The sequence below is a fragment of the Stenotrophomonas genospecies 3 genome (genome assembly GCF_054473855.1).
The window spans coordinates 233593-254810 of sequence record NZ_JBTMUR010000004.1 but is presented as its reverse complement, the minus strand read 5'-3'; the positions used below and the strand labels follow the sequence as shown (position 1 = coordinate 254810).

At 60.2% G+C, this 21218-nt stretch carries 19 protein-coding genes and 1 pseudogene; 12 read left to right on the top strand and 8 right to left on the bottom strand.

Going from position 1 to position 21218, the window contains the following annotated elements; translation table 11 throughout:
- Positions 1-24: 24 nt before the first annotated feature.
- Both ACX9OT_RS07705 and ACX9OT_RS07700 read right to left on the bottom strand, forming a co-directional pair.
- The gene (locus ACX9OT_RS07705) at positions 25-792 is read right to left on the bottom strand and encodes a histidine phosphatase family protein (RefSeq protein ID WP_134950774.1); all 768 of its coding nucleotides are present in this window, start codon (positions 790-792) and stop codon (positions 25-27) included.
- 927 nt (positions 793-1719) lie between these two features.
- Positions 1720-2115 (bottom strand): hypothetical protein, encoded by a 396-nt coding sequence (locus ACX9OT_RS07700; RefSeq protein ID WP_277778851.1) that lies wholly within the window; start codon positions 2113-2115, stop codon positions 1720-1722.
- A gap of 264 nt (positions 2116-2379) precedes the next feature.
- Here ACX9OT_RS07700 and ACX9OT_RS07695 point away from each other — a divergent pair, with 264 nt between their 5' ends.
- The 4 genes from ACX9OT_RS07695 to ACX9OT_RS07680 all read left to right on the top strand — a co-directional run bounded on the left by ACX9OT_RS07695 (position 2380) and on the right by ACX9OT_RS07680 (position 7679).
- Positions 2380-2688, top strand: a complete 309-nt coding sequence (locus ACX9OT_RS07695; RefSeq protein WP_049462213.1) for a hypothetical protein — start codon at positions 2380-2382, stop codon at positions 2686-2688.
- A 210-nt stretch (positions 2689-2898) separates the two neighbouring features.
- The gene (locus ACX9OT_RS07690; protein ID WP_277778852.1) at positions 2899-5292 is read left to right on the top strand and encodes a transposase; all 2394 of its coding nucleotides are present in this window, start codon (positions 2899-2901) and stop codon (positions 5290-5292) included.
- Positions 5293-5347: 55 nt separating this feature from the next.
- Positions 5348-6370: a P-loop NTPase family protein gene (locus ACX9OT_RS07685; protein ID WP_223224734.1), complete on the top strand. Its 1023-nt coding sequence runs from the start codon at positions 5348-5350 to the stop codon at positions 6368-6370.
- A 7-nt stretch (positions 6371-6377) separates the two neighbouring features.
- A complete protein-coding gene (locus tag ACX9OT_RS07680) occupies positions 6378-7679 on the top strand; it encodes a TniQ family protein (protein WP_080356541.1) in 1302 nt (433 codons plus the stop codon).
- Positions 7680-7741: 62 nt separating this feature from the next.
- Here ACX9OT_RS07680 and ACX9OT_RS07675 read toward each other — a convergent pair.
- Positions 7742-8346, bottom strand: a pseudogene (locus ACX9OT_RS07675) (IS3 family transposase); the annotation flags it as partial.
- A 572-nt stretch (positions 8347-8918) separates the two neighbouring features.
- Here ACX9OT_RS07675 and ACX9OT_RS07670 point away from each other — a divergent pair.
- The 7 genes from ACX9OT_RS07670 to ACX9OT_RS07640 all read left to right on the top strand — a co-directional run bounded on the left by ACX9OT_RS07670 (position 8919) and on the right by ACX9OT_RS07640 (position 17183).
- Positions 8919-10754, top strand: a complete 1836-nt coding sequence (locus ACX9OT_RS07670; RefSeq protein WP_049462214.1) for an ATP-dependent nuclease — start codon at positions 8919-8921, stop codon at positions 10752-10754.
- On the top strand, positions 10751-12550 hold the full coding sequence (locus ACX9OT_RS07665) for a UvrD-helicase domain-containing protein (protein WP_277778853.1): 1800 nt from the start codon (positions 10751-10753) through the stop codon (positions 12548-12550). Before ACX9OT_RS07670 ends, ACX9OT_RS07665 begins: the two co-directional genes overlap by 4 nt.
- Positions 12551-12833: 283 nt before the next feature.
- Positions 12834-13784, top strand: coding sequence for a DUF2268 domain-containing putative Zn-dependent protease (locus ACX9OT_RS07660; RefSeq protein WP_049462216.1), 951 nt, complete (start codon positions 12834-12836; stop codon positions 13782-13784).
- A 212-nt stretch (positions 13785-13996) separates the two neighbouring features.
- Positions 13997-14269 (top strand): hypothetical protein, encoded by a 273-nt coding sequence (locus tag ACX9OT_RS07655; protein ID WP_012509703.1) that lies wholly within the window; start codon positions 13997-13999, stop codon positions 14267-14269.
- Between the two features lie 155 nt (positions 14270-14424).
- Positions 14425-15111, top strand: coding sequence for a L,D-transpeptidase (locus tag ACX9OT_RS07650; RefSeq protein WP_032130168.1), 687 nt, complete (start codon positions 14425-14427; stop codon positions 15109-15111).
- Between the two features lie 369 nt (positions 15112-15480).
- A complete protein-coding gene (locus tag ACX9OT_RS07645; protein ID WP_317608642.1) occupies positions 15481-15804 on the top strand; it encodes a helix-turn-helix domain-containing protein in 324 nt (107 codons plus the stop codon).
- On the top strand, positions 15801-17183 hold the full coding sequence (locus ACX9OT_RS07640; RefSeq protein ID WP_080356542.1) for a HipA domain-containing protein: 1383 nt from the start codon (positions 15801-15803) through the stop codon (positions 17181-17183). Before ACX9OT_RS07645 ends, ACX9OT_RS07640 begins: the two co-directional genes overlap by 4 nt.
- Positions 17184-17219: 36 nt before the next feature.
- Here ACX9OT_RS07640 and ACX9OT_RS07635 read toward each other — a convergent pair whose 3' ends face one another.
- A complete protein-coding gene (locus tag ACX9OT_RS07635) occupies positions 17220-17885 on the bottom strand; it encodes an Ivy family c-type lysozyme inhibitor (RefSeq protein WP_049462217.1) in 666 nt (221 codons plus the stop codon).
- 116 nt (positions 17886-18001) lie between these two features.
- Between ACX9OT_RS07635 and ACX9OT_RS07630 the strand changes: the two genes are divergently transcribed.
- Positions 18002-18478: a YybH family protein gene (locus ACX9OT_RS07630; RefSeq protein WP_049462218.1), complete on the top strand. Its 477-nt coding sequence runs from the start codon at positions 18002-18004 to the stop codon at positions 18476-18478.
- Between the two features lie 145 nt (positions 18479-18623).
- Here the strand turns inward: ACX9OT_RS07630 and ACX9OT_RS07625 are convergent, their stop codons facing one another.
- The 4 genes from ACX9OT_RS07625 to ACX9OT_RS07610 all read right to left on the bottom strand — a co-directional run bounded on the left by ACX9OT_RS07625 (position 18624) and on the right by ACX9OT_RS07610 (position 21209).
- Entirely contained in the window at positions 18624-19649 is a 1026-nt protein-coding gene (locus ACX9OT_RS07625) for an NAD(P)H-dependent glycerol-3-phosphate dehydrogenase (protein WP_005407597.1), read from the bottom strand.
- Positions 19650-19669: 20 nt separating this feature from the next.
- Positions 19670-20188, bottom strand: a complete 519-nt coding sequence (gene secB, locus ACX9OT_RS07620) for a protein-export chaperone SecB (RefSeq protein ID WP_005407596.1) — start codon at positions 20186-20188, stop codon at positions 19670-19672.
- A gap of 100 nt (positions 20189-20288) precedes the next feature.
- Positions 20289-20726, bottom strand: coding sequence for a rhodanese-like domain-containing protein (locus tag ACX9OT_RS07615; RefSeq protein ID WP_049462219.1), 438 nt, complete (start codon positions 20724-20726; stop codon positions 20289-20291).
- Between the two features lie 57 nt (positions 20727-20783).
- On the bottom strand, positions 20784-21209 hold the full coding sequence (locus ACX9OT_RS07610) for a hypothetical protein (RefSeq protein ID WP_049462220.1): 426 nt from the start codon (positions 21207-21209) through the stop codon (positions 20784-20786).
- Positions 21210-21218: the final 9 nt, after the last annotated feature.

The window sequence follows — 21218 nt, the reverse complement described above, 5'->3', positions numbered from 1 at the left end:
GTGGTCGGGTCCCGACGCTGTACCTTACTTGGCTCCAGCGGGCTGATCCGACGAAGCGGTGGTTGGGGCCTCGGCCAGTTCAGGCGAAATGAAGTTGGCATGCACCAAGGCAAGCTGCCCACCTTCAGCAGCGTAGTACTCGGTGACCCCGCAGTTGGGCACATCGCCTTCGCGGTCAAGGTCGAGGATGGCATCCTCGTCCATGCCTTCTAGAAGGTATCGCATGCAATTCACAATCACTTGGTGCGCGACGATCATCACGCGTGCACCGGCGTGGTTCCGTTGGAGATCCCCGACAACGCCGCGTAGCCGCAAGATGACATCACACCAGCTTTCTCCGCCCGGTGGGCGAAAGTAGAACTTTCCGACCAGCCGTCTCTGCGCGGCCAGTTCCGGGAAGGTAGCGACGATGCCACTGGAGGTGTAGCGGTCCAGAACGCCGAACTCCTTCTCACGCAGGCGCTCATCAATGATTAGACGGTGGCCAGGGCCAAGCGCGTCGGCCACGGCTTGGGCGGTCTGCCTTGCACGCATGTATGGAGAAGTCAGCACGATTTGCGGGCGTTGGTGCTCGGCAAGTCCCAGTACCCAAGCACCCAGTGCTTGCGACTGGCGCTCCCCCAGCGAGGAGAGAGGCACGTCCGCGTCGCGGTGTTCCAACTCGATTAAGGTGATGTTATTTGCCTCAGCGTGGTCTCGCGCAACGTTTCCGGCGCTTTGGCCATGCCGTACCACCCAGATCCGCTCTGGCCACCGCGCGGCAACCCCCTCCATCGCACTGTTCTGCTGCATATCAATCTCCCGCTTATCTGTCCGGGCGTTGTAGCGGGCATAAAGTCCTGCAAACGACTGGGTTGAGACATGGTTGAGACCTTGTCGACGACCGAGCCACCTTATCCCCGCTTGACGAAAAGCCGATGTCCGCTGCAAGGGCTCCCTTTCGCAGCGAAGCGCTATGCCTTTGCCTAAGCCTCCACATCGCGCATTGTTAGCGCCGTTTCAAGGCCGGTTTAGTGTCGGCTGCATCGGGCACATGCGCGGCGCAAGAAGGAAGTTCTGTATGTCATTGGGGGAGAGCGCGACACTGTCATAGCATTCGAATTGACTGCACCCCAAGCGAAACCTTTCAACTTTGAAGTCTTCCCGAGCTGCTTCAATGCCCTCCCCCAAGCGAGAGCTGAGCTAGTCGCTCATCGATTCTTAACCGCGCCAGATCCAACCCCGTGTCATCGTTGGCGTAGGGTGAGCCAAACAACGGGACCTCTACCCACCAGCATTCCTGACCGGGGTGTACGTAAGGCGCATGATCGTCTAGCAGAAGGGCCTCCCCGGCGTGAGATGTAACAAATCGCAGGTCCTTAGTTGGTCCGTACCATGAAACGTAGTGAAGCTTCCCAAACCAGCTCGGGGCCACACCCTCCGCTACGAGAAGCCTACAGATTTCTCGCACTCTTGACTCCGGAACAGTCGTAAAGAGTACTAGCTGACTGAACTTGATCCGCATCGCTTCCAGGAACGCGAACAGGCCAGGGCGTGGGATCTGGCTGACCGCATTTGAGATCAGCGTTCCTTCTAGGTCCATTGCAAGAATGGTTGGTCTCATACATCCCTCTGATCTTTAGCCAGACCTGCACGAAAGTCAGACCGCTTCAGGTGCGCATGAACAACAGTCAGCAGTACGACCGTATTCCAGCGTCCATGGTAAATGGCACCCCTTGCCTAGGTGCTGACGTGCTGCCCATCCAAGTAAGATCGCACATCCCGAAGTTCGCGCAAGCCTCCGCGACAAATAAAATCCAGCACGGTGTTACCAGAAAACATGGGCGCCATGTTAGGTCGCCTTATCCAGCCATCCGCCTGAATGGGGTCAGGCAGAAGGATATGAAGAGCTTTGTAAATGCCGAGTAGATAGCTAATCCGCACCAGGACCTCGGCATCGATATGCTCGTAGGCCCCTCGCGCCCATGCCTCATAAAAAGCATCGGGTGGGCTTCCAAGCAAAGCTCTCTGCTGAGGTCCGGACAGTTGCCATCGCGCAGCGAGGTTGAAGAACGCTCTCAATGCTGAGCCTGAAAGCTCTTCGCGACTGAGCTCATCTGTAGGGATGGTCATCATGTACTCATCTTCCAATCAACCTCCCTTAGAGGCACATCGTGGCGCAGCACAACCCCACGCCTACAGGTGCGCCGACATCTCTTTCAACAGTCGGCAGCATGCCCATGCTAGCGCAATCCACAAACTGTATTGCGTACTAAATCATCTGACATGCCAGCCGCTGTAGCAGCATGCATATCAGATGATCTGATACGTGATCAGATAATCTGCGCCCCACAAGCAAGAAGATGTGCTCGCTGTTTGCAATATGAAAGAGAGTGAGTGATGCTCGCCTACATGGTGCCCTTGTCGATACAAACGCTAGCACTTCGCGCAACGACTCCTGACCAGCTCGCCGAGCAGGTGGCGGAGGAGTACGGGCTCTATGTCCGGCTCTCAGAAGTGTGGATGCTGCTTGGCTACAACAGCATCAGCGCGGCCAGGCGCGCGGCGTATGACAACCGCCTGGGAATAGCAACCTCGACCATTCCCGGCAGGAAGGGGCGCATGATCCGATCCAGGGATCTCGCCCAATGGTTGTTCAATGCATCACGCGGCGCAGATCCCGTAACCAGTCGGCGGACCGCTCAATGATCCCAATCTGCCCATGGAGGTCCTCCAGATGAGCTAAGAAGACTCTCTGGGGCAGAAAAGACAAACCCCGGCTGGCAGGCCGGGGTCTGTTTAAGGCGCAGCGATGAGAACCGCTATGCCGAATCTACCCCCTTACCCCGATAAGAATCAACCCCTAGGCATTCCGGGAGGGAGGCGGCTGCCCGCCTCCCAGTAGATAGGCAGGGTTCCATGAATCAAGAAGAACTGGCCCAGCGTCTGCGGGAGCATGAGGGCCTAACTGTCGAACAGCGACAGCACATCCTTGAGATGGCTAGCTCGAGTCCAGCGCGGAAGCCAGGAAAAGGCGCGCTGAACAACGTTGTGACCCACTTCAACTCAGTCAAGTGTGGCCAGCTCATCACGCTGGAGAGTCATACCGTTGAACATATGTTCGCGCTGACTCTGGAGCTGGATCCGGATGTGCTTGGCTACTTCCCGCAGGTTGCCTGTAAGGGAGTGAGACTTGGCAATCATGTAAGGAGCGGCACCTTGGATTTTCTGGTCGTCCGCACCCGTCGCATTGAGCTGGTCGAATGCAAGGCCGGCTCCGCTCGTGACAGCTTGCTTGCGGCAAAGTCCGGTGAATGGGTCGACGTCGATGGAAATCTTCAGAACCTTGCCTATGGCCCTTGGGCAAGGCAGCGCGGCATGGAGCACGTCCTGTGGCTCAGTCCCTCCCGCGTCGACACGCCACTCCGGAACCTGCAGGTCATCTATAACGAGGTGCGTATGGTACCCGCCAACGAGGCTCAAGCCTTGGGCAGACGCATCCATGCGCATCTCGCCGACGGCCCCAAGAGCCTCGATTGGATGATCGAGACTATCGAGGGATTCAACGTGAGCCAAGCGGCGCTTCTGCTTGGAACCCGCTGGGCCTTCGGTCCAGTTGAGCATGTTCCGCTCACGGACACGAGCAACTTCTTTTTGACCTTGAGTCAGGCTCAGGCTATTGAGATAGGAAGCAACTTCTTTGAGGTTGCCAGGCACTCTCGCAATCAACTGAACTCTGCGTTCGCAACGGCGACGCTAGTCGACGCCACCAACGCCGAAAAGCGGCTCGCATTGATTCAATCCGCGCATGCGAAGGGTACAGCCGTCCCCAAACACCTGCGTGAGATAGCGCGGAAGGTGATCGAGGCGCGAAGCAGAGGTGACAACGAACTCGAGCAGTGCCTTACCAGGTTTCATGCAAGCGGAAACCGAATGAGCCGGCTTACCCCCGTTCAGGAGAAGCGGACGGCTGAGGCAATTCGCGCATACGCCGCAGGCAAGTATTCACAGAAGAAGGACGCATACGCTGCGCTCAAGGAGGCCTGTGAATCTGACGGCGAGTCGCCACAGAGCCGCCAGGCCTTCGAACGCAGGCTCGCTGATCCGCGCCTGGAGCTGCGTAAGGTCCTTGCAACGCAGGGAATGCGTGGCTACCAAAAGCAAAGGCCGCGCTCGGACGCGCGCGACCGGTCGGGTACAGCCTTAGCTAAACATGCAGTCCTGCACGTGGACAGTACCAAAGTCGACGTGAGGGTGGTGAGCGACGATGGAATGGAAGCAAGCGCAGAGTCCCCTCTGATTTATCTAGGGACAGATGAGGCGACTGATCTGCCGATGGCGCATTCCATTGTCTTCGGGCCAGCACGGCGCGATGGTTTGGCCATCCTGATACGTGACTACGTCCGCAGACATGGACGACTGTTCAACAGCATCTTTGTCGATCGAGGAACGGAGAATCAGTCACACTTTCTCACTGCTCTGGCTTTGCGATATCAGTTCTCAATCCATATCTGCCCAACGGCAGGTTCGAGGTTCAACTCGGACGTAGAACGCTACTTTGGAAGGTTCAATTCCCAGGTCAGCCATGAGCTTGTCGGTAGCACCGATCCCGACAAGGCGGGCCGAGGCGTGGATGGGAAGTTCAAGAGCTACAAAACTGCCAAGCACCGCTTTGAAACCGTTCATACGGTTGCCAGGGAAACGCTTTATGAGCACTTCCCGAGCGTCCCTGTACAAGGCTTCGCAAGTCCGGCCGAACGGGCAGCCCACGCAGATCTTCTCTTTCCTAGTGCCGGCCTGCGCGCATTGGTTGACGAAGAATTCCTCTTCAGAACCGCGATCCCGCACAGCAATAACAAGTATGTACCCGGACGAGGGTTCGAGGTGAATGGTCGGTACTTTCACTCCAATGAACTGAGGGAGCTCGACGCGTCATTCGATGTTGAGCAGCTTCGAACAGACCCGGAGGACCCGAGCTTCATCTGGGTTAGGACGAATCGTGGACTGTTCAAGGCGTTCTGCAACTTGATCGGGCCTCTAGCTAATTCCACCCTGATTGAGCGGTCATTCAGAGGTATGTATGACCAGCTCTACGCGCCATCGCTCCGCGAAGCAAAGCAGAGCGCGAGGCACGCTCAGGCGATGCGTACGGCAGCCGCGAACGCGAAGCCCAACACCGCGGCTCAACCCAAGCCGGGGGAGGCGGACTCCAGCAGCCTCCCTTCTCAATCAAATGACGCTCTTGACGAGATCGCTCTGCGCGGAATCAAGAAGCGAGCGATGGATGACTTTGACGATATTGAGTCGCCGTAGCTTGTGCAATTGGGGGCAAGCCCGCGCCAGTCATTCAAATTCACAGGAACCGATAGTGGACAGCAACTCTGGAATTCCTTTTGTGAATCATAGCCGCATGAGGACGGCTTACTCCGAACTCTTGAATGCCATCCAAGGTGCGCGCCCAGGTACGTTCGTCTGGGCATTGGCTCCTTCTGGCTCGGGCAAGAGTGAGATCAGACAAGCTATTCTTCCCGTCCTTGCCGGGAAGCAGAGCCTCTGGCCAGCTGGCACGCTTCCTTTGATATCGGTGCGTGCAATGGCCAATGATCGGGGAAAGTTCAACTCCAAGGATCTCACGCTGCGCCTCCATCACGCCGTGGTGGAACCAGACTTCGGCTGGCTGGAGAACAAGGACCGATCGGTCAGTACTGATGCGCACCATGTCCAGGCGGAGGCAGAGGTAAACAATCAGCTGTGGAAGAGAGTGAGGGCAACGCAGTCGCAGCCGAGATTGCAGCACAGCTTCGAATCTGTGGCGAAACAACGTCAACTTAAGTACATCTTCCTGGAAGAAGCGGCAACCTTGACGATGGTGCATCTTCATCAAACCAGCTATGGGTACATGTCGAACCTTGTGCGACTGATTGAAGAAATCGGCTGCGTCATAGTGATGCTGGCTACCCACACTGCGGAGAGTTTGTGGGCGGGACACCCCGACGTCTGGAATCGATCCCGGTTCGTCTACATCCGGCCGTATAACCTGAAGAATTCCCAAGACGAGCGGGATTTCGTTGCAGTGCTGAAGGGTATCGGGCAGAGCTTCAACCTGTCCGATCCCAAGCTCCTCGTTAAGAATACTGATTTGATGTACGCCAATGGTGCTGGCGTGTTCGGCCCCACTATCGACGTCGTCCATAGGGCTGAGCTCCGCCGAAAGAATGAGGGAGCGAACAGCATCACTGAAGCGCACTTGCACGCCAGCTCCTCAAGCGAGAAGGAGCTTGGAACCGTGTGGAGCAGCGTGCTGGCCTTCAACAAGCTTGCGGATCAGAGGCCCTTGAATGGTGAGAAGAGAATTGCTGACTTCCTGAAGCGCATGGGTACGGGGGAGTAGAGCGAAAATGACTACGGCACACATGCGGTATCGGTGGACAGCACTGCCGCCAATTGCACCGATCGACGGAGCCACCGCCCAGACTGAGTCACTTGGAGGGTACTTCCAGAGGATGTGCGAAACGACCGGGTTTACAAAGACACACCTCGCAGGAGTGCTTGACAAAGTTGCGGGTCAGCCAAGAAATGGACTGAGTGAGCGAAATAGCTTCGTGGGACCAGGGCAGGTGAGCCTTAACCGCGCGCGCGCGCTAGAGCAGCTGACTAACCAACGCCTGGTCGGCTGCACGCTCTCGCCTTTCATTAATGTCCTGCAGATGCGGGATGGCGGCCTTGCTGGCATCAATCGCCGCTGGTGTCCTGAGTGCCTGCTGGAGGCTGGCGAGAGTAACGGTCTAAGTGAGAGGCTCATCTGGAACTTCCTTCACTACTCGCATTGCTCCTTGCACTCAGTCAGAATCATTGATCGCTGCCAAGAATGCGGCAACAGTCAACAGTTGCGAAGGGGCAACGCGGCCTCGTGCGCCTATTGCGGTTGCAGCCTAGCGCGCGCAACCACGCACGAGAGGCCGAGCGCACTTCAGTCCTGGGCCAACGCCTCGATCGAGGACGTCGTACGCTGGACCGCAACCAACCCTGATGTGGTTATTCCTGCGGAGAACTATCAACGTTTCTTTGATGGGCTCCTTCAAGATGGGACATTGGATAGGCTGAAGATCGTTCATAACAGGTTCTGGAGGGATGCAATTCGCTTCAGACGAACTACTACCACTTTCAGAACGCTACTCAACCTATCCGCCATCAAATCTGTTGACATTATCGGAATTTTGACCGAACCAGTTCCGGCCTCATCGACTTCATTGTTTCCAAGCCATGAGGTGGACGGTGAGATCGCCTTTGATCTAGAGGACTGGGGGGCTCAGGCGAGGAAATTCGAAGTCGTGCTCCACGCGCTCTGCAAGGCCAATACGCGTGTGTTCCCTAGCCAGCAGTTCCTTAGCTTATTGTTGGTTTCTAAACGAAAAAGTTCTATCCACCGTGCGCCGTCATTCAGCGTCTACCTAGATCTTCAGAGGCAACCTGGCCAGGACCTTCTTGCGGGTCGGAACATGGCGAGCAGAATTATGGCCCTGTCCATGACCCTGCTTAAGAGCGGCATGCGCGAGCGGGGCGTAGCAAGTGAAGTTCTGAAGAGATTCGCCATTTCGGCAGAGATCGCTAGAGAGTGCGCCCGGACCGCAGTTGTTATTACAAAGGCCATGCGCTCTCCGGCCTTCCGAGCTTCCGGTGATCCCTTCCCGTGCCGCTGAAGAAGGCCAGAAGAAGACATCACTTCCCTGCGCAGCCGAGCGGGTTGTTCAACCGCCGGGTTCTACCCCGATATCACGGACGGTTCTAAAAGAGCTGCAACCTTCTGGTCCTGCCTGGCGACCCTTCGTCGCATCCTTGGGTTATGGCGTCGCTCTATGTAGTCAAACGCATCCGCTCGTGCTGCATACTTTGTGGCGCAGTTCGTTCGATAGATCCGCTCACGCTTGAGTGGCCCAAAGAGGGCTTCGCAGGCCGCGTTGTCGCCACAATGACCCACAGCGCTCATCGAGCAGATCAGCCCGTTAGCCGCTAGATGCCCTTGGTAGTCGGGCTGCGGAACTGGCTGCCTCAATCCGAATGCAGGATTACCTCATCGCTTCCTTGACGCTGCCACACCGCCATCTGCACAGCCCGGGTCACCATCTGGCGATCCTGTCGATCGTGTATTGACCAGCCCACGATGCGCTGGTCGTACAGATGCAGCTTGCCCTGTCGGGTCTTGATCTCGGTAATATCTGTCACCCACTCGGTTTCCGGCTCCAGCGCGAGAAAATCGCGTTCAAGCAGTTTGACCACGCCCGGCGCTGTCATGGCCGGAGTTGCGCACCGCCCGCGACGCTTGCGCTGGGGCCAGCCCTGCAGGCCGTCGGCGGCCATCAGGCGCGCATCCGTCAGTCATGAGAGCGTGGCCTGAATGACAGGCTTTGAAATTCCGAGAACACTGCAAATTCGATTGGTGGCCACAGCCCAGTTTCCAGATATGAGAAGTTGATTGACTCAGGGCAGCCGATGGGCAGCACCGCTGGAAGAGAAGGCTACGCCAGGCCGTTCCCGAAAGAATTGGCGATCCGGGGACATCAGTGTTACGAATTGCAATAACAAACTGTTGTCCTTCATGAGGGCCGTCGCCAATCAAACTCCGCCACCATGTACAAGCGCCATCACTGCATTGACCGAATAGGGCCTGCCACTTCATCGCGCGTCGGTGCGCTGAAAGGCACTGCTACCAGACGTACCCCCCTGCCTTCGCTTGGGGGACGGATCCGACGTCGCCCCTTACTTGCCTGAGGGGCCGGGGAACCAAAAGGCGATGCGCGTACGAGGGTTGCCGGAACGTCCAATTCCCCTGATTTGATTAGAATCTGCCCAGGTAGATAGGGGCTGTCAGCCGGCCATCGTCGTGCTGCAGCTAGGGACAGGAGGCGGCTACGCCGCCATGAGCACAAGGAGACATCAGGGTGTACTTGGCAGAGCTGTCTATCTCGAACTTCCGCAAGATCAACAACGCAGTACTGCACTTCCAAAGTGGACTGAACGTTCTGGTTGGTGCGAATAACGCGGGCAAGACCGCCATTGTCGATGCGTTGAGGTCTCTCCTTGCCGGGCACGATGAACCGTACCCGCGGTTGGACTCGGACGATATTCATCGGCCGAAGACAGGATCGCCTAGCGGCAACATCGTGTTCAAGTACATCTTCCGAGGGTTGAGCCCCGATGATGAAGCTGACTTCATGACTGCCCTGAAACCTGCCAAGGACGGGCAGATGGAGGCGCATATCACCATCAGCTTCTCCGAGGCGGATAAGACGGGGCGACTTAGAGCGAAGCGCTGGTGCGGAGACCATGATGATGTCGGCTTGACAACGGACATGATGGAGAACCTTCGTGGCGTCTATCTACAGCCCCTGCGCGATGCTTCTCAGGCTCTTAGACCCGGCCGCACAAGCCAGCTGTCCCGACTGTTTCAGCTGCTCGTTGATGACGATGGCAAGATCGAGATCAATAAGGCACTGAAGCTGCTGGATGATGAGCTCAAGACGAAAGCGCCGATTGTGAGCACCCATAAGGCGATAACCACTCGCCATTCCGAGATGTTGGGGCCACAGCTGTCCCAGCTGCTCGAGCTGGGGGTTAGCGTCAGCGATTTCCAACGCCTGGCTTCGCGTCTCTCCCTTACCGTTGATCTGTTCGAGCTTGAGCAAAACGGGCTCGGATTCAACAATCTGATCTTCATGGCGGTCGTTCTCAGCGAGCTGACCAAGAACCCGCAAGCCAGCTATCGAGGCCTGATCATTGAGGAGCCCGAGGCACATCTGCATCCCCAATTGCAGGCTGTGCTCCTGGGATACTTTGAGACCATCAAGGCAGTGGACAAAGAGAAGCCTGTCCAGCTGTTCGTTACCAGCCACTCACCCAACTTTGCCAGCATCGCCAACCTCGACAGTCTCACCTGTCTTGTCGACACCGGAATCAGGGTGGAGACTTTTTTTCCCCGAGACATCAAGTTTTCTGTCGGAAAGCGTGAGAAGCTTGAGCGCTATTTGGACGTCACTCGGGCTGAGCTCTTCTTTGCACGCCGCGCAATCCTGGTCGAGGGCGCTGCGGAATTGGTCCTTGTCAGTGTGCTCGCCGAGAAGTGCGGTCGCGATCTACGTAAGCATGGGGTAAGCCTCATCAGCGTTGAAGGCCTCAACTTCGACTCATTCATTCCACTGTTCGGCGAGAAGGCGCTGAAGATTCCTGTTTCCGTGCTTACGGATGCAGACCCAACAGGTCCGAGTGAAGAGGATGAAGAGGAAGAGGGCGATGGCAGCGCAGAAGCGGACGACCATGCGCCGGAAGATGGGACCTCTAGTGGAAAGAAGAAGGCGGCTCCTGTCTACCCTTCGATCGGCGACAAGGTGCAGGTGTCCGCCAATACCTTGAGTATGCTCAAGTTCGAGGATTCATATCTCAAGATCTTCCATGGGCTAAAGACGCTTGAGTATGACTTGGCCTTGTACGCCAGCAATCGCAAGATCATGCTTGCGGCGCTTAAGGAGCTACACCCGAAGATCTCTGCGAACCTGGAGAAGAAGGTAGACGCCGCTACGGGAGATGCAGAGAAGGCTCGCGTACTGTTCAGCGGAATGTTCGAGCGGAAGAACGGAAACGTCCAGAAGGGGCGCTTTGCACAAGCTTTGGCGTACCTGATCGCCAAGGCGAAAAAGGAAGAATTCACTGTTCCGGAGTACATCCAGTCTGCAGTCGAACACGCTTGTCAGCTTGGCCCGAAGAAGGCTGAAGACGAATGAGCACGGATACTACTCCTTCAGCTGAACAGCGTGAGATCATCACGGCACCATTGCATCCGATGTCGGTCATCGCTTGCGCGGGAAGTGGGAAGACCTTCACGGCTGTACGCAGGCTGGCCCACATACGTCAATGCCTCGGTGATCACCGGGGCCGGGTTGCGCTCCTGTCCTTCTCGAACATCGCCGTGGAGACCTTCAGGCGCGAGTACCAGGCACTCGCAATGGGATCGCTCAAGATCCCGTCCCACCAGCGTGTCGAGATCGACACATTGGACGGGTTCATTACGACAAATATTCTGCGACCCCACGCCCATCGGACGATGGGGTGTACCACGACCCCGTTCTTGCTATCAGGGAGCGAGTCATTCCTTTTAGGAAAGGACTATCGCTTCTGGGTGGAATCGCCGAGAACCGATAACTACCCAGTGCCCCAAGGGCATATCCATCGCGTTGTCATAGGCCCTTCTGGGGCTGAAACGGGCTTTTTCTATCAGAACTCCGGCATGCTGGCGAGGATCAACAATGGCCCAAAGGTTGCCGCAGCCTTGGGAAAACTGGGGGCTTACACCCATGAGCTGGCCCGCTACTGGGTCGACCTTACCCTCCGCGAACAACCCGAGATCCTCCGAGTCCTTGCGCGTCGCTATCCCCATATCCTCATTGATGAAGCCCAGGATATCGGCATCCTGCACCAGGTGATCATTGAGAGGCTCAGCCAAGCAGGCTCTCAGATTTCCCTTATTGGGGATCCCAATCAAGGCATCTACGAGTTCATGGGCGCGACCGGCTCGTTCCTGTCCAGCTACCACAGCAAACCCGGTGTTTCTGCGGCCGCCCTGACGAGGAACTATCGGTCCGTACCGGCCGTACTCGATCTCGCCAACGCAATCTCGGCGCGCACGGACGATCCGGATAGGACAGCGCCACCTACGCTCCACGGGGCCTACTTCGTTCCGTACACGACTGCCGATACGAAAAAGGTCGTGGCGGCCTTCCAGGCAACACTGGTCTCCGCTGGGTTGGACCCAGCACGCTCCGCCGTGCTCTGCCGCGCACGCAAGTGGGCCAACGAGCTGGCTGGGCATGAGGGTGCGCCTGGCGTGGGAACGACCAAGATCCTTGCCCAGGCAGCGATGGCGCGCGATATCCACTCCGACTACTCAACAGCATTCAGACTCGTGGCAACTGCCATCATGGGTTTGATCGACAACGCGCCCAAGGGCATCGTTGCTCGCCTGACTCAGCCTGTCAGGTACCCAGAGGAACGAGCACTTCGTCGTGTCATCTGGGCTTTTACGCGAGATCCGGTCTCGGGCCTGCCCAGCGCGGCGCTGCCCGCTATTAGCGATTGGCAGCCGGCAATGTTGCAACGTGTAAGGGTCCTGATGACCAATCTGAGCACAGCCCACGGTCTCAACCATACATCGTCCACGCTCGGTGCTCGGCTCTCGAAGAGGAGTTTGCCCGGCTCACCGCTAATGAGCCCGCCTGACCTAGGTGCCGATCAGCCCTTGCGGGTCAGAATCAGTACCGTGCATCAGGTCAAGGGCGAAAGCCTGGATGCCGTCCTCTACATGGCAACGAAACCGCATGTATCTGCACTGCTAGGCGGAGGTTCCACCGAGGACGGGCGAATCGGGTACGTGGCTGTGACCCGGGCAAGGGATCTGCTGTGGTTGGCTGTCCCTGTAACAGCTTTGAAGAGCCTTCGTGCCGATCTCCATGCAAAGGGCTTCAAGGACGCAACCGCTACGGCTGCAGCCCCAACGGCCGGACAGGGCAACGGTTCCCCCTGAATGGGCGCATTGGATAGCAACCCAACGCGGCACTGGAATCAACGTCAGCGCAGGAGATGAAGCTGAATGGGAGCAAGCATAGGTTTTCGCTAGATCGGACTTGAATACTTTTCCCTTGATGGAACTGGGTTCCTGCCGGTCAGCGGGGAGACTATGAGTGCTTGGCAACCATAGTTGCGCCAATGGATGCAGGAAATTTGCTCAACCTATGGTTGCGGATGGCGACAAACCTTTGGTTGCCCGTCTACTGTCGGCTTCTTACGCGCATCACGCTCGATGCCTGATGCGGGCACTGATCCTGATCGCCTCGCCGATCGCGCTGCTGCAGGCACAGGCGGCTGAGCGTGTCGGTCCTGCCGGGCACATCGTCGTACAGACAGACGATGTCACGCGCTTCTTCAAGGTGCTGGACGCCAACCATGGGCGCCCAAGCGCCGATGATCTGCAGCACGGCTATCTGGATGCGGGTACGGATGCCCTGCGCAGCTTCACCGACAGCCGTATCGGCTCGATGGAGCGGCTGGCCAGGGCCATCCAGGACAAGCCGGCATTGTTTGCGAAAGCGAGAACCTGCGCGACCGCATTGCCATCGATCCGCACGCGCGTCGCCGCTGCCGTCGATCAGCTCGGCGCCTTGTTGCCGTCTGCGCGCTTTCCTCCGGTCACCGTACTGGTGGGCCGCGGCAACAGTGGTGGCGTTACCACCGAAGCAGGTGTGGTCATTGGACTGGAAGCGCTGTGCAATGCCGACTGGATGCAGGCCGATGCAAGCGACCGCTTCGTGCACCTGATCGCCCATGAGTACGTGCACGTGCAACAGCCCGGCGCGCGCGTTGATGTCGAGCAGCCCAACCTGCTCTATCAGACGCTGCTGGAAGGCGGCGCCGAATACGTGGCCGAACGGATCTCCGGGCAACCGGCCAACGCGCATCTGCAGCGTTGGGCGCAGGGTCGCGAGTGTGCGCTGGAGCGCGCGTTCCTGCAGGACAGCATGGGTACCGATCTTTCGAGGTGGCTGTACAACGGCCCCGGCGACGATACGCGCCGCGGAGATCTCGGCTACTGGATCGGCTACCGCATTGCCCACGCCTATGTTGCGCGCGCGCCCGACACGCCCAACGCCATCGCCGAACTGCTGGATGTCCAGCCTGGAAACGCTGCAGCGCTGCTGGAAGCAAGTGGATGGCAGCCTGCGTGTGGAGCAGGCGAAAGCACACAGACGCACATGCCGTGATGCCGGCTTCATGCAGGTGAATGGGTGATATTGAACAGGCACAAGGCGATACGCCGGTGCAGATCAGCCCGCTTGATCCCGCTTGTTAAGGTTCGTTGATTTACAGGCCTTCACAGCCCATCCACGTACTCAAATTCCAGCTGAAAGCGCTTGGTAGCGCCGGGAACAAACGCCGCTATATTCCAGCTTCCCCAGACGAAGGAGGGAGTGGAATGAAACTGACCTCGCAACACATGAAGATGGCCCGTGCACTCAGCGTGGCGCTCATCGCCACCGTGAGCCTTGGCGCTTGCGCCTCTTACAAGAACGAGTTTGCAACGATCAACTCGCGTCTCGACCAGCTCGATGTAAAGGTGCAGGGCGCCGCCCAGAGTGCCGAGTCCGCCAACCAGTCGGCGCAGCAGGCCAACCAGCGTCTGGACCAGATCGAAGGTCGCGTGCAGCAGCTTGAAAGGGCACCAGCGGGCCGCAAGCCGCGCGGCTGATCCTCCCTCACCGTTTGAACTGATCCATCTCTGTATCGGGAACCAGTGGCCTTCGCCGGCCACTGGCATCCTTCCACCAAGATTGCACTGCAAGGAGCCGTCCCATTCGTACCTCCTCCTCCCCTGCGCGCCGCGCCCTCCATGCCGCACTGGCCATGGCACTGGCCGTTGCGTGCAGCGGCGTAGCCAACGCCAGGGACAAGGACGCACCTGCACCCCCGGTCGCCGCAGTCGATGAACTGCCCGCTGACCAGAGCGTGTCCGAGACGGTGATCGAACTGGCCGGCTGGGTAGTCGCCAGCAAGGACAACCAGGGTTATCCGTTCGCGATCATGGACAAGGCGGCTGCGCAGGTACTGGTCTTCGGTGGAGACGGCAAGCTGCGCGGTGCCGCACCGGCGCTGTTCGGTTCGGCCATCGGCGATCACTCCGCACCCGGCGTTGCCAAGCTCGCGCTGAGTGCGATTCCAGGCCATGACCGCACTACCCCGGCGGGCCGTTTCATTGGTGGCTATGGCCCCTCCGACGATGCCGGTCGCGTGCTGTGGGTGGACTACGATTCCGCCGTGTCGATGCACCCGCTGCCGCCAGGCACTCCGAAAGAGAAGCGCGCCGAACGGCTGGCATCACCTTCGCCGGACGACAACCGCGTTACGCACGGCTGCATCAACGTCACGCCTGCGTTCTACGAGCAGATCGTGCAATCCACGTTCGAAAAGGGCGGCGTGTTCTACATCCTTCCGGACAAGGATTCGATCGCGAAGACGTTCCCGGAGTTCGCGCAGAGCCGGGGCGATGCAAAGGACGAAGACGAGAAAGGCGCGCGGCGCGCGAGCAAGTAACAGACGCTTTGCCTGCGGCCATGGCTGGTTGTGGCCGGGGTGCGGCCAGGCCTGTTGACGTTGCGAGCCTGCGCTGCAGGCAGAGGTTCCCGGGCACGCTCCTGGCAGGCCCCACCTGGACCCCACTCATCGCGGACGTCCCACCCTCGTGGCGCTGCCCATATGGACCGGATGAGGCATCGCGCTCCCACGACGTCAAAGAATCCTTGAGTTCATGAGGATTTTTTGGGCGCTGGACGCCTTTGCAGATAAATCCTTATTTCAATGAGGATTTTCTTGCATCCAGCTCTTTTGCCAAGAAATCCTCAAGACCGAAAGGATTCTAAGGAATCCTGGGCTTTGCGCGAAGAATCCTCACTGCAGTGAGGATTGTATGGTATAGACGATGGGTCGAATCCAGAGCGTCAGGCTCTGCTGGGGGAGTTCCCATTGAAGATCAGGCTTGAGAAGGCTGAGGCCTTGGGACCACTGGTGAGAGCCGCCCGCAAGCATCAGGGACTGCGCCAGGATGCAACCGCCGAAGGCATCGGGGTCAGCGAGAATTTCCTGGCCAAGGTCGAACGCGGCGGTACCACGGTGCAATGGGGCAAGTTGTTCACCGTGCTTGACGAGCTGGGGCTGCATGTCGAAATCGACGTGCCGGACGAAGCGATGGCCCTGCTGGCCAAACGTGCCAACGGGAAGGTGCCATGAGCGCCCCCCGTATCGATCTCAAGGACGTCATTACAACGACCGTCCTGTCTGGACTGCACTATCCGCTTCCACCACGCGAACTGCAGGTCAGCATCGACGAAGCGCCGGTGGGCCGCCTGACCGAAGCAGCAAACCTGTGGCGCTTCACCTATACGCCGGAGTGGCTCGGCAGCGCACATCGGTTTCCACTGGCGCCTGCGTTGCCACTGCAAGACACCGCCATCCTCGATGGCTCCAGCCAACGCCCCGTGCAGTGGTACTTCGACAATCTGCTGCCGGAAGAGCAGCAACGCACGCTGATGGCAACCGATGCCAGGGTGGATGGCGCGGACGCGTTCGCATTGCTGGCCGCCTATGGCGCGGAATCGGCAGGCTCGTTGACGCTGCTGCCTCCAGGCGAGCGCCTGCCACCCGGCGGCAGAAAACCACTACCCGATGCGGAACTCTCCACGCGTATCCAAGGCCTGCCACGCACGTCGCTTGCGGCGGGTGCCGCCAAGCGCATGTCACTGGCAGGTGCCCAGCACAAGCTGGCAATCATCGAGACAGGGGGAGAACTCTACCAACCTCTGGGCGCCGAGCCCTCGACCCACATCCTCAAGCCTGACAGCACCAGCAGCAGTTATCCCCACAGCGTGGCCAACGAGTGGTTCGTGATGCGCCTTGCACAGCGCTTGGGGCTGCAGGTGCCGAAGATCGAGCGCCGCTACGTACCGGAGCCGGTCTTCATCATCGAGCGCTTTGATCGCGAAATCACCGCCGATGCCATCCATCGCCGTCATGCCATCGACGCCTGCCAGCTGCTCAACCTCGACCGGCAGTTCAAGTACACGCTCGGCAGCATCGACACCCTGAAGGTCATCGTCGAGCAATGCAGAAGCAAGCTCAAGACGCGCGTCCGCCTGTTCGACTGGTTGATCTTCAATGTACTCACCGGCAACAACGATGCGCACCTGAAGAACCTGAGCTTCCTGGTCGACAGCAGGGGCATCGAACTGGCCCCCCACTACGACCTGCTGTCCACCGCATGTTACGAGACCCGCGCGTATGCCGACGAGGGCGCACGTTGGCCAGAACGCTCGGAACTGTCGTGGCCCATTCTCGGTGTCGCGCGCTTCCACGACCTTCGTTTCGAGCATCTGGTTTCTGCCGGTGAAGCCCTGGGCCTGGGAAGACCAGCCGCCACCCGGCAGCTGCGCCATCAGATCGACCGCATCGCAGGCGAAGCCCAGGCGCTTTACGCGGAGGTGCTGCAGGAAAACCAGCAATGGTTGACCCGTTTCGACATCGGCCCAACCCTGGAAGGCGAGGTGCATTTCCTGAGAACGCTGGTCCACGTGATCATCGCCGACATGGTGAGGCAGCTTTCACCCGCATGATGCGGCCGCCGGAACATCATCCGGCGTCACCACCGATTACTCGCAGGACTCGCCTTCTTCCTTCAGCATCGCTTTGTCCACCGGCTGCTCGCGCTCGATCAGCGCGCGCTGCTCGTCGCTGGGTTCACCCAGCCACCAGATTCTGCAGCGCGCGGTAAGACGGCCGACCATCTTCGACTGATCGGGCGAGTACAGCATCGCCAGCGCGGTGCCGGGGCAGTCGTGGGCCTGGCAGGCGGTGTAGAACCACCATGGCTCGCCCTGCAGCACCACCAGCTCGCCGGGCCCGCTGGGCCCGCTCAACAGGCGTTCGCGCAGCGACGGAATCTCCTTGTCAGCAGATTCGGCCGCGGCTGTGTTCTTCATCAGGGCGTTGAACGCGGCCAGCACCTTCGGGTCCTTGCGGCCGCAGTCGTCCACGGTGTTGCCGCCCACCAGGGTGAAGAAGTGGGTCGCCAGCGGGTTGTCCGCACAGGTGAGTTCTCCGCCGGCGCTCGGGTCTTCCGGTTCGCCTTCGTTGTCCCACACCGAAGGGTCTACGCCGTCTTCGATGGACGGTTCCTTCTCGACCACCGTTGCCGTGGCGGCCGGTGCTTCGGTGGCCGGTGCCGGTGCGGCTGGTGCTGCATCGGGTGCCGGTGCCTGCCCGCAGGCGGCCAGCAGTGCGACCGTCAGTACCATCCCTGTGATTCGAATCTTCATTCCGTGTCCTTGTCTGATCTGCGGTGCATGCAGCTGCGCGGGCGCCTCCGTGATTCTAACCAGCGCCGCGCTAGGATGCGTTCGTCGACTTCCTGTCATCCCAAGGGCCTGGACGCATGCGCCGCACACGACTCGCCGTGATTTTCTGCAGTGCCCTGCTGCTGGCAATTCCGGCAATCGCCCACGATGCCGAAAGCACGAAGGCGGCACAGCCGCTTCCCGATGCGGCCCTGCCCGCGACACTGGATCGCGTACTGCGCGACTACGAGCAGGCCTGGCGCACGGGCGATGCCAGGGCACTGGCTGCGCTGTTCGCCGAGGATGGTTTTGTGCTGCAGAGCAACCAGCTACCGGTGCGTGGGCGCAGCGCGATCGAAGTCGCGTATGCCGGCCAGGGCGGCAGCCCGTTGCGGCTGCGCGCGCTGGCGTACTCGGTGGAGGGCAGCACGGGCTACATCATTGGTGCCTACCGCTACGGCAACAACGTGGGGGACACCGGCAAGTTCACGCTGACGCTGAAGCGCGTGGGCGACGGGCCGTGGTTGATCTTCTCGGACATGGACAACGGCAACGCACCGCCGCGGGCGCGGTGATGGATTCCGCCGGGCATGGCCCGGCGCTACCGGGCGCCAATCAAGGTTGGCTGCTACCAGAAGCGGATTCCGGAGTAGATCCACGCCATGCGTGGATGGGGCGCACACATAAAAAAACCCCGGCACGTAGCCGGGGTTTTTCGATTCACTTGAACAGCGTATCCGGATACTCCGGTTTCTGTTCCCGCGCCAGCAGCGCGCGCAGGCCTTCCTCAGGCGTCTGCTCGCCGTGCAGCACGGCACGCACGCGGTCCGAGATCGGCAGGTCGATGCCATGACGGCGTGCCTGTCGCATCACTTCGTCGGCGGTCTGCACCGACTCGACCACCTGGCCGATTTCGCGCACGGCATCCTGCAGCGTCTGGCCACGGCCCAGGGCCAGGCCCAGGCGGCGGTTGCGCGACAGGTCGCCGGTGCAGGTCAGCACCAGATCGCCCAGGCCCGCCAGGCCCATCAGCGTTTCCGGCTTGGCGCCGATCGCCGCGGCCAGGCGCAGCATCTCGTTGAGGCCACGGGTGATCAGGCCGGCACGGGCGTTGAGGCCCAGCTGCATGCCGTCGGCCACACCAGTAGCCACGGCCAGCACGTTCTTCATCGCGCCGCCCAGCTCGGCACCGACCATGTCGTCGCCGGTGTAGGCGCGGAACGCCGGGCCATGCATTGCCTCGGCCACCGTCTGCGCGAACTCGGGCACGTCGCCGTGCACGGTGATCGCGGTCGGCAGGCCCTGGGTCACTTCCTTGGCGAACGACGGACCGGTGACGACGGCCAGCGGCACGTCCTCACCCAGCACTTCGCGCGCCACTTCATGCAGGAAGCGGCCCGAACCAGGTTCGAAGCCCTTGGTGGCCCAGGCCACGCCGGCACCGGCCGGACGCAGCGGCGCCAGCGCACGCACGGTTTCACCGAAGGCATGCGACGGGGTGACCACCAGGATCCAGGCGGCGCCCTCCACTGCCGACGCCAGGTCGGTGGTGGCACGCAGGCTGTCCGGCAGCGGGATGCCCGGCAGGTAGCGCGGGTTCTCGTGGCGCTGGTCGATGGCCTCGACCACGGCAGCGTCGCGCCCCCACAGCACGGTCGGGTGACCGTGCCGTGCGAGCAGGCTGGCCAGCGCGGTTCCCCAGGAACCGGCGCCAAGCACGGCGATCTTGTCAGCGGTAGTGCTCATCCGTGACATCGCGGCAGGAATCAGGCGTTGCCAGCCGGCTCGGAGTCAGCCAGCGACGGTGCGTCGCCCTGCTCCTGGCGCTGGCGCAGGGTTTCTGCGTACAGGCCTTCGAAGTTGATCGGCTGCAGGAAGAACGGCGGGAAGCCGCCGGCCTGGATCAGGTCGCTGATCAGCTGACGCACGTACGGGAACAGGATGTTCGGGCACTGGGTGCCGAGCAGCACGTCGATCGACTGCGGGTCCAGGCCGACCAGGCCGAACACGCCGGCCTGCTTCACTTCGGCCACGTAGGCGGTGCGCTCACCGGCCTGGCAGGTCAGGGTCACGGCCAGCACCACTTCGAAGGCGTTCTCGCCCAGGCGCTGCACCTGCTGGTTCAGGTTGAGCTGCAGTTCCGGCTGCACCTGGTCATTGAAGATGGTCGGAGCGTTCGGCGACTCGAAGGAGACGTCCTTGACGTAGATCTTCTCGACGGTGAAAGCAGGGCCGGTAGCGGCATCGACCGGCGCAGCGGCGCCGTTGGTGATCTCTTCGGACATTTCCAGTAACTCCAGGTGAATGCAATGAAAACGATGGTCGAACTACTGCGATGGGGGCGGGATCAGGCCCATACAAGGCCGGATCCGCCACCTGCGGCAATCAGTTGCGGCCCTTGACCAGCGGCAGCTCGGCCTGCTGCCAGGCGGGAATGCCGCCGTCGAGCACGTAGACCTTTTCGAAGCCGGCCTTCTTCAGCGCCTTGGCGGCGGTTTCCGAGGCGTTGCCGCTGCGGCACACCAGCACCACCGGCGACTGCTTGGCGTTGGCCACCAGCTTGTTGTCCGGGCCGAAGGCACTGGCCTGGGCATTGCGGCTGCCGGCAATATGGCCCTTCTCGAAGTCACCGCTGGCCGACAGGTCGACCACCACCGTGCCACCCGCGTTGATCAGCTGGGTCAGTTCGACGGGCTTGATGCCCTTGAAGCCCCGGAACAGGCGGCGGATCTCGGTGACGATGATGGCCACGGTCAGGCCGACCAGGGCCGCGGACAGCATCGGGTTTCGGCCTGCAAAGGCCAGCAACTCTTCGTAATTCACTCAGGTCACGGGTCGATTAAGCGGGCGCCGATTGTCGCACAAGCCGGACGCGGCCCGTCACTGCCCCTTCCACAGGTCCGGCAGGCCGGCGGTCTGCCACCAGCGCTTGGCCTCCGGATCCCAGCGCCAGCGCTCGACCACCACCACGGTGCGTTCGGCCTGGGTGTTCTGGTTGATCACCCCGATTTCGACCCGGCGCTCGACCAGGCCGCCTTCCAGCGCGGCGCTGCTGCGCTCGCGGTAGGACGACACGCGCAGCTGCGCGTAGCGGTTGAGCTCGAACTCGGTGGGCGGCTTTTCCTTGCGCAGCTTGGGGTCCAGATAGCCGATGGCATCGTCCATGCTGCCCCAGCGGATGGTGGCGCCGTAGGCGATCTGGGTCTCTTCCAGCAGCTTGCGCTGCTTGCGGCTCAGGTCGTCGGCCGAAGCCACGGCGCTGGCCAGCAGCAGGGAACACATCAGGAACTGGATGAGGCGGCGCATCGGTGGTTT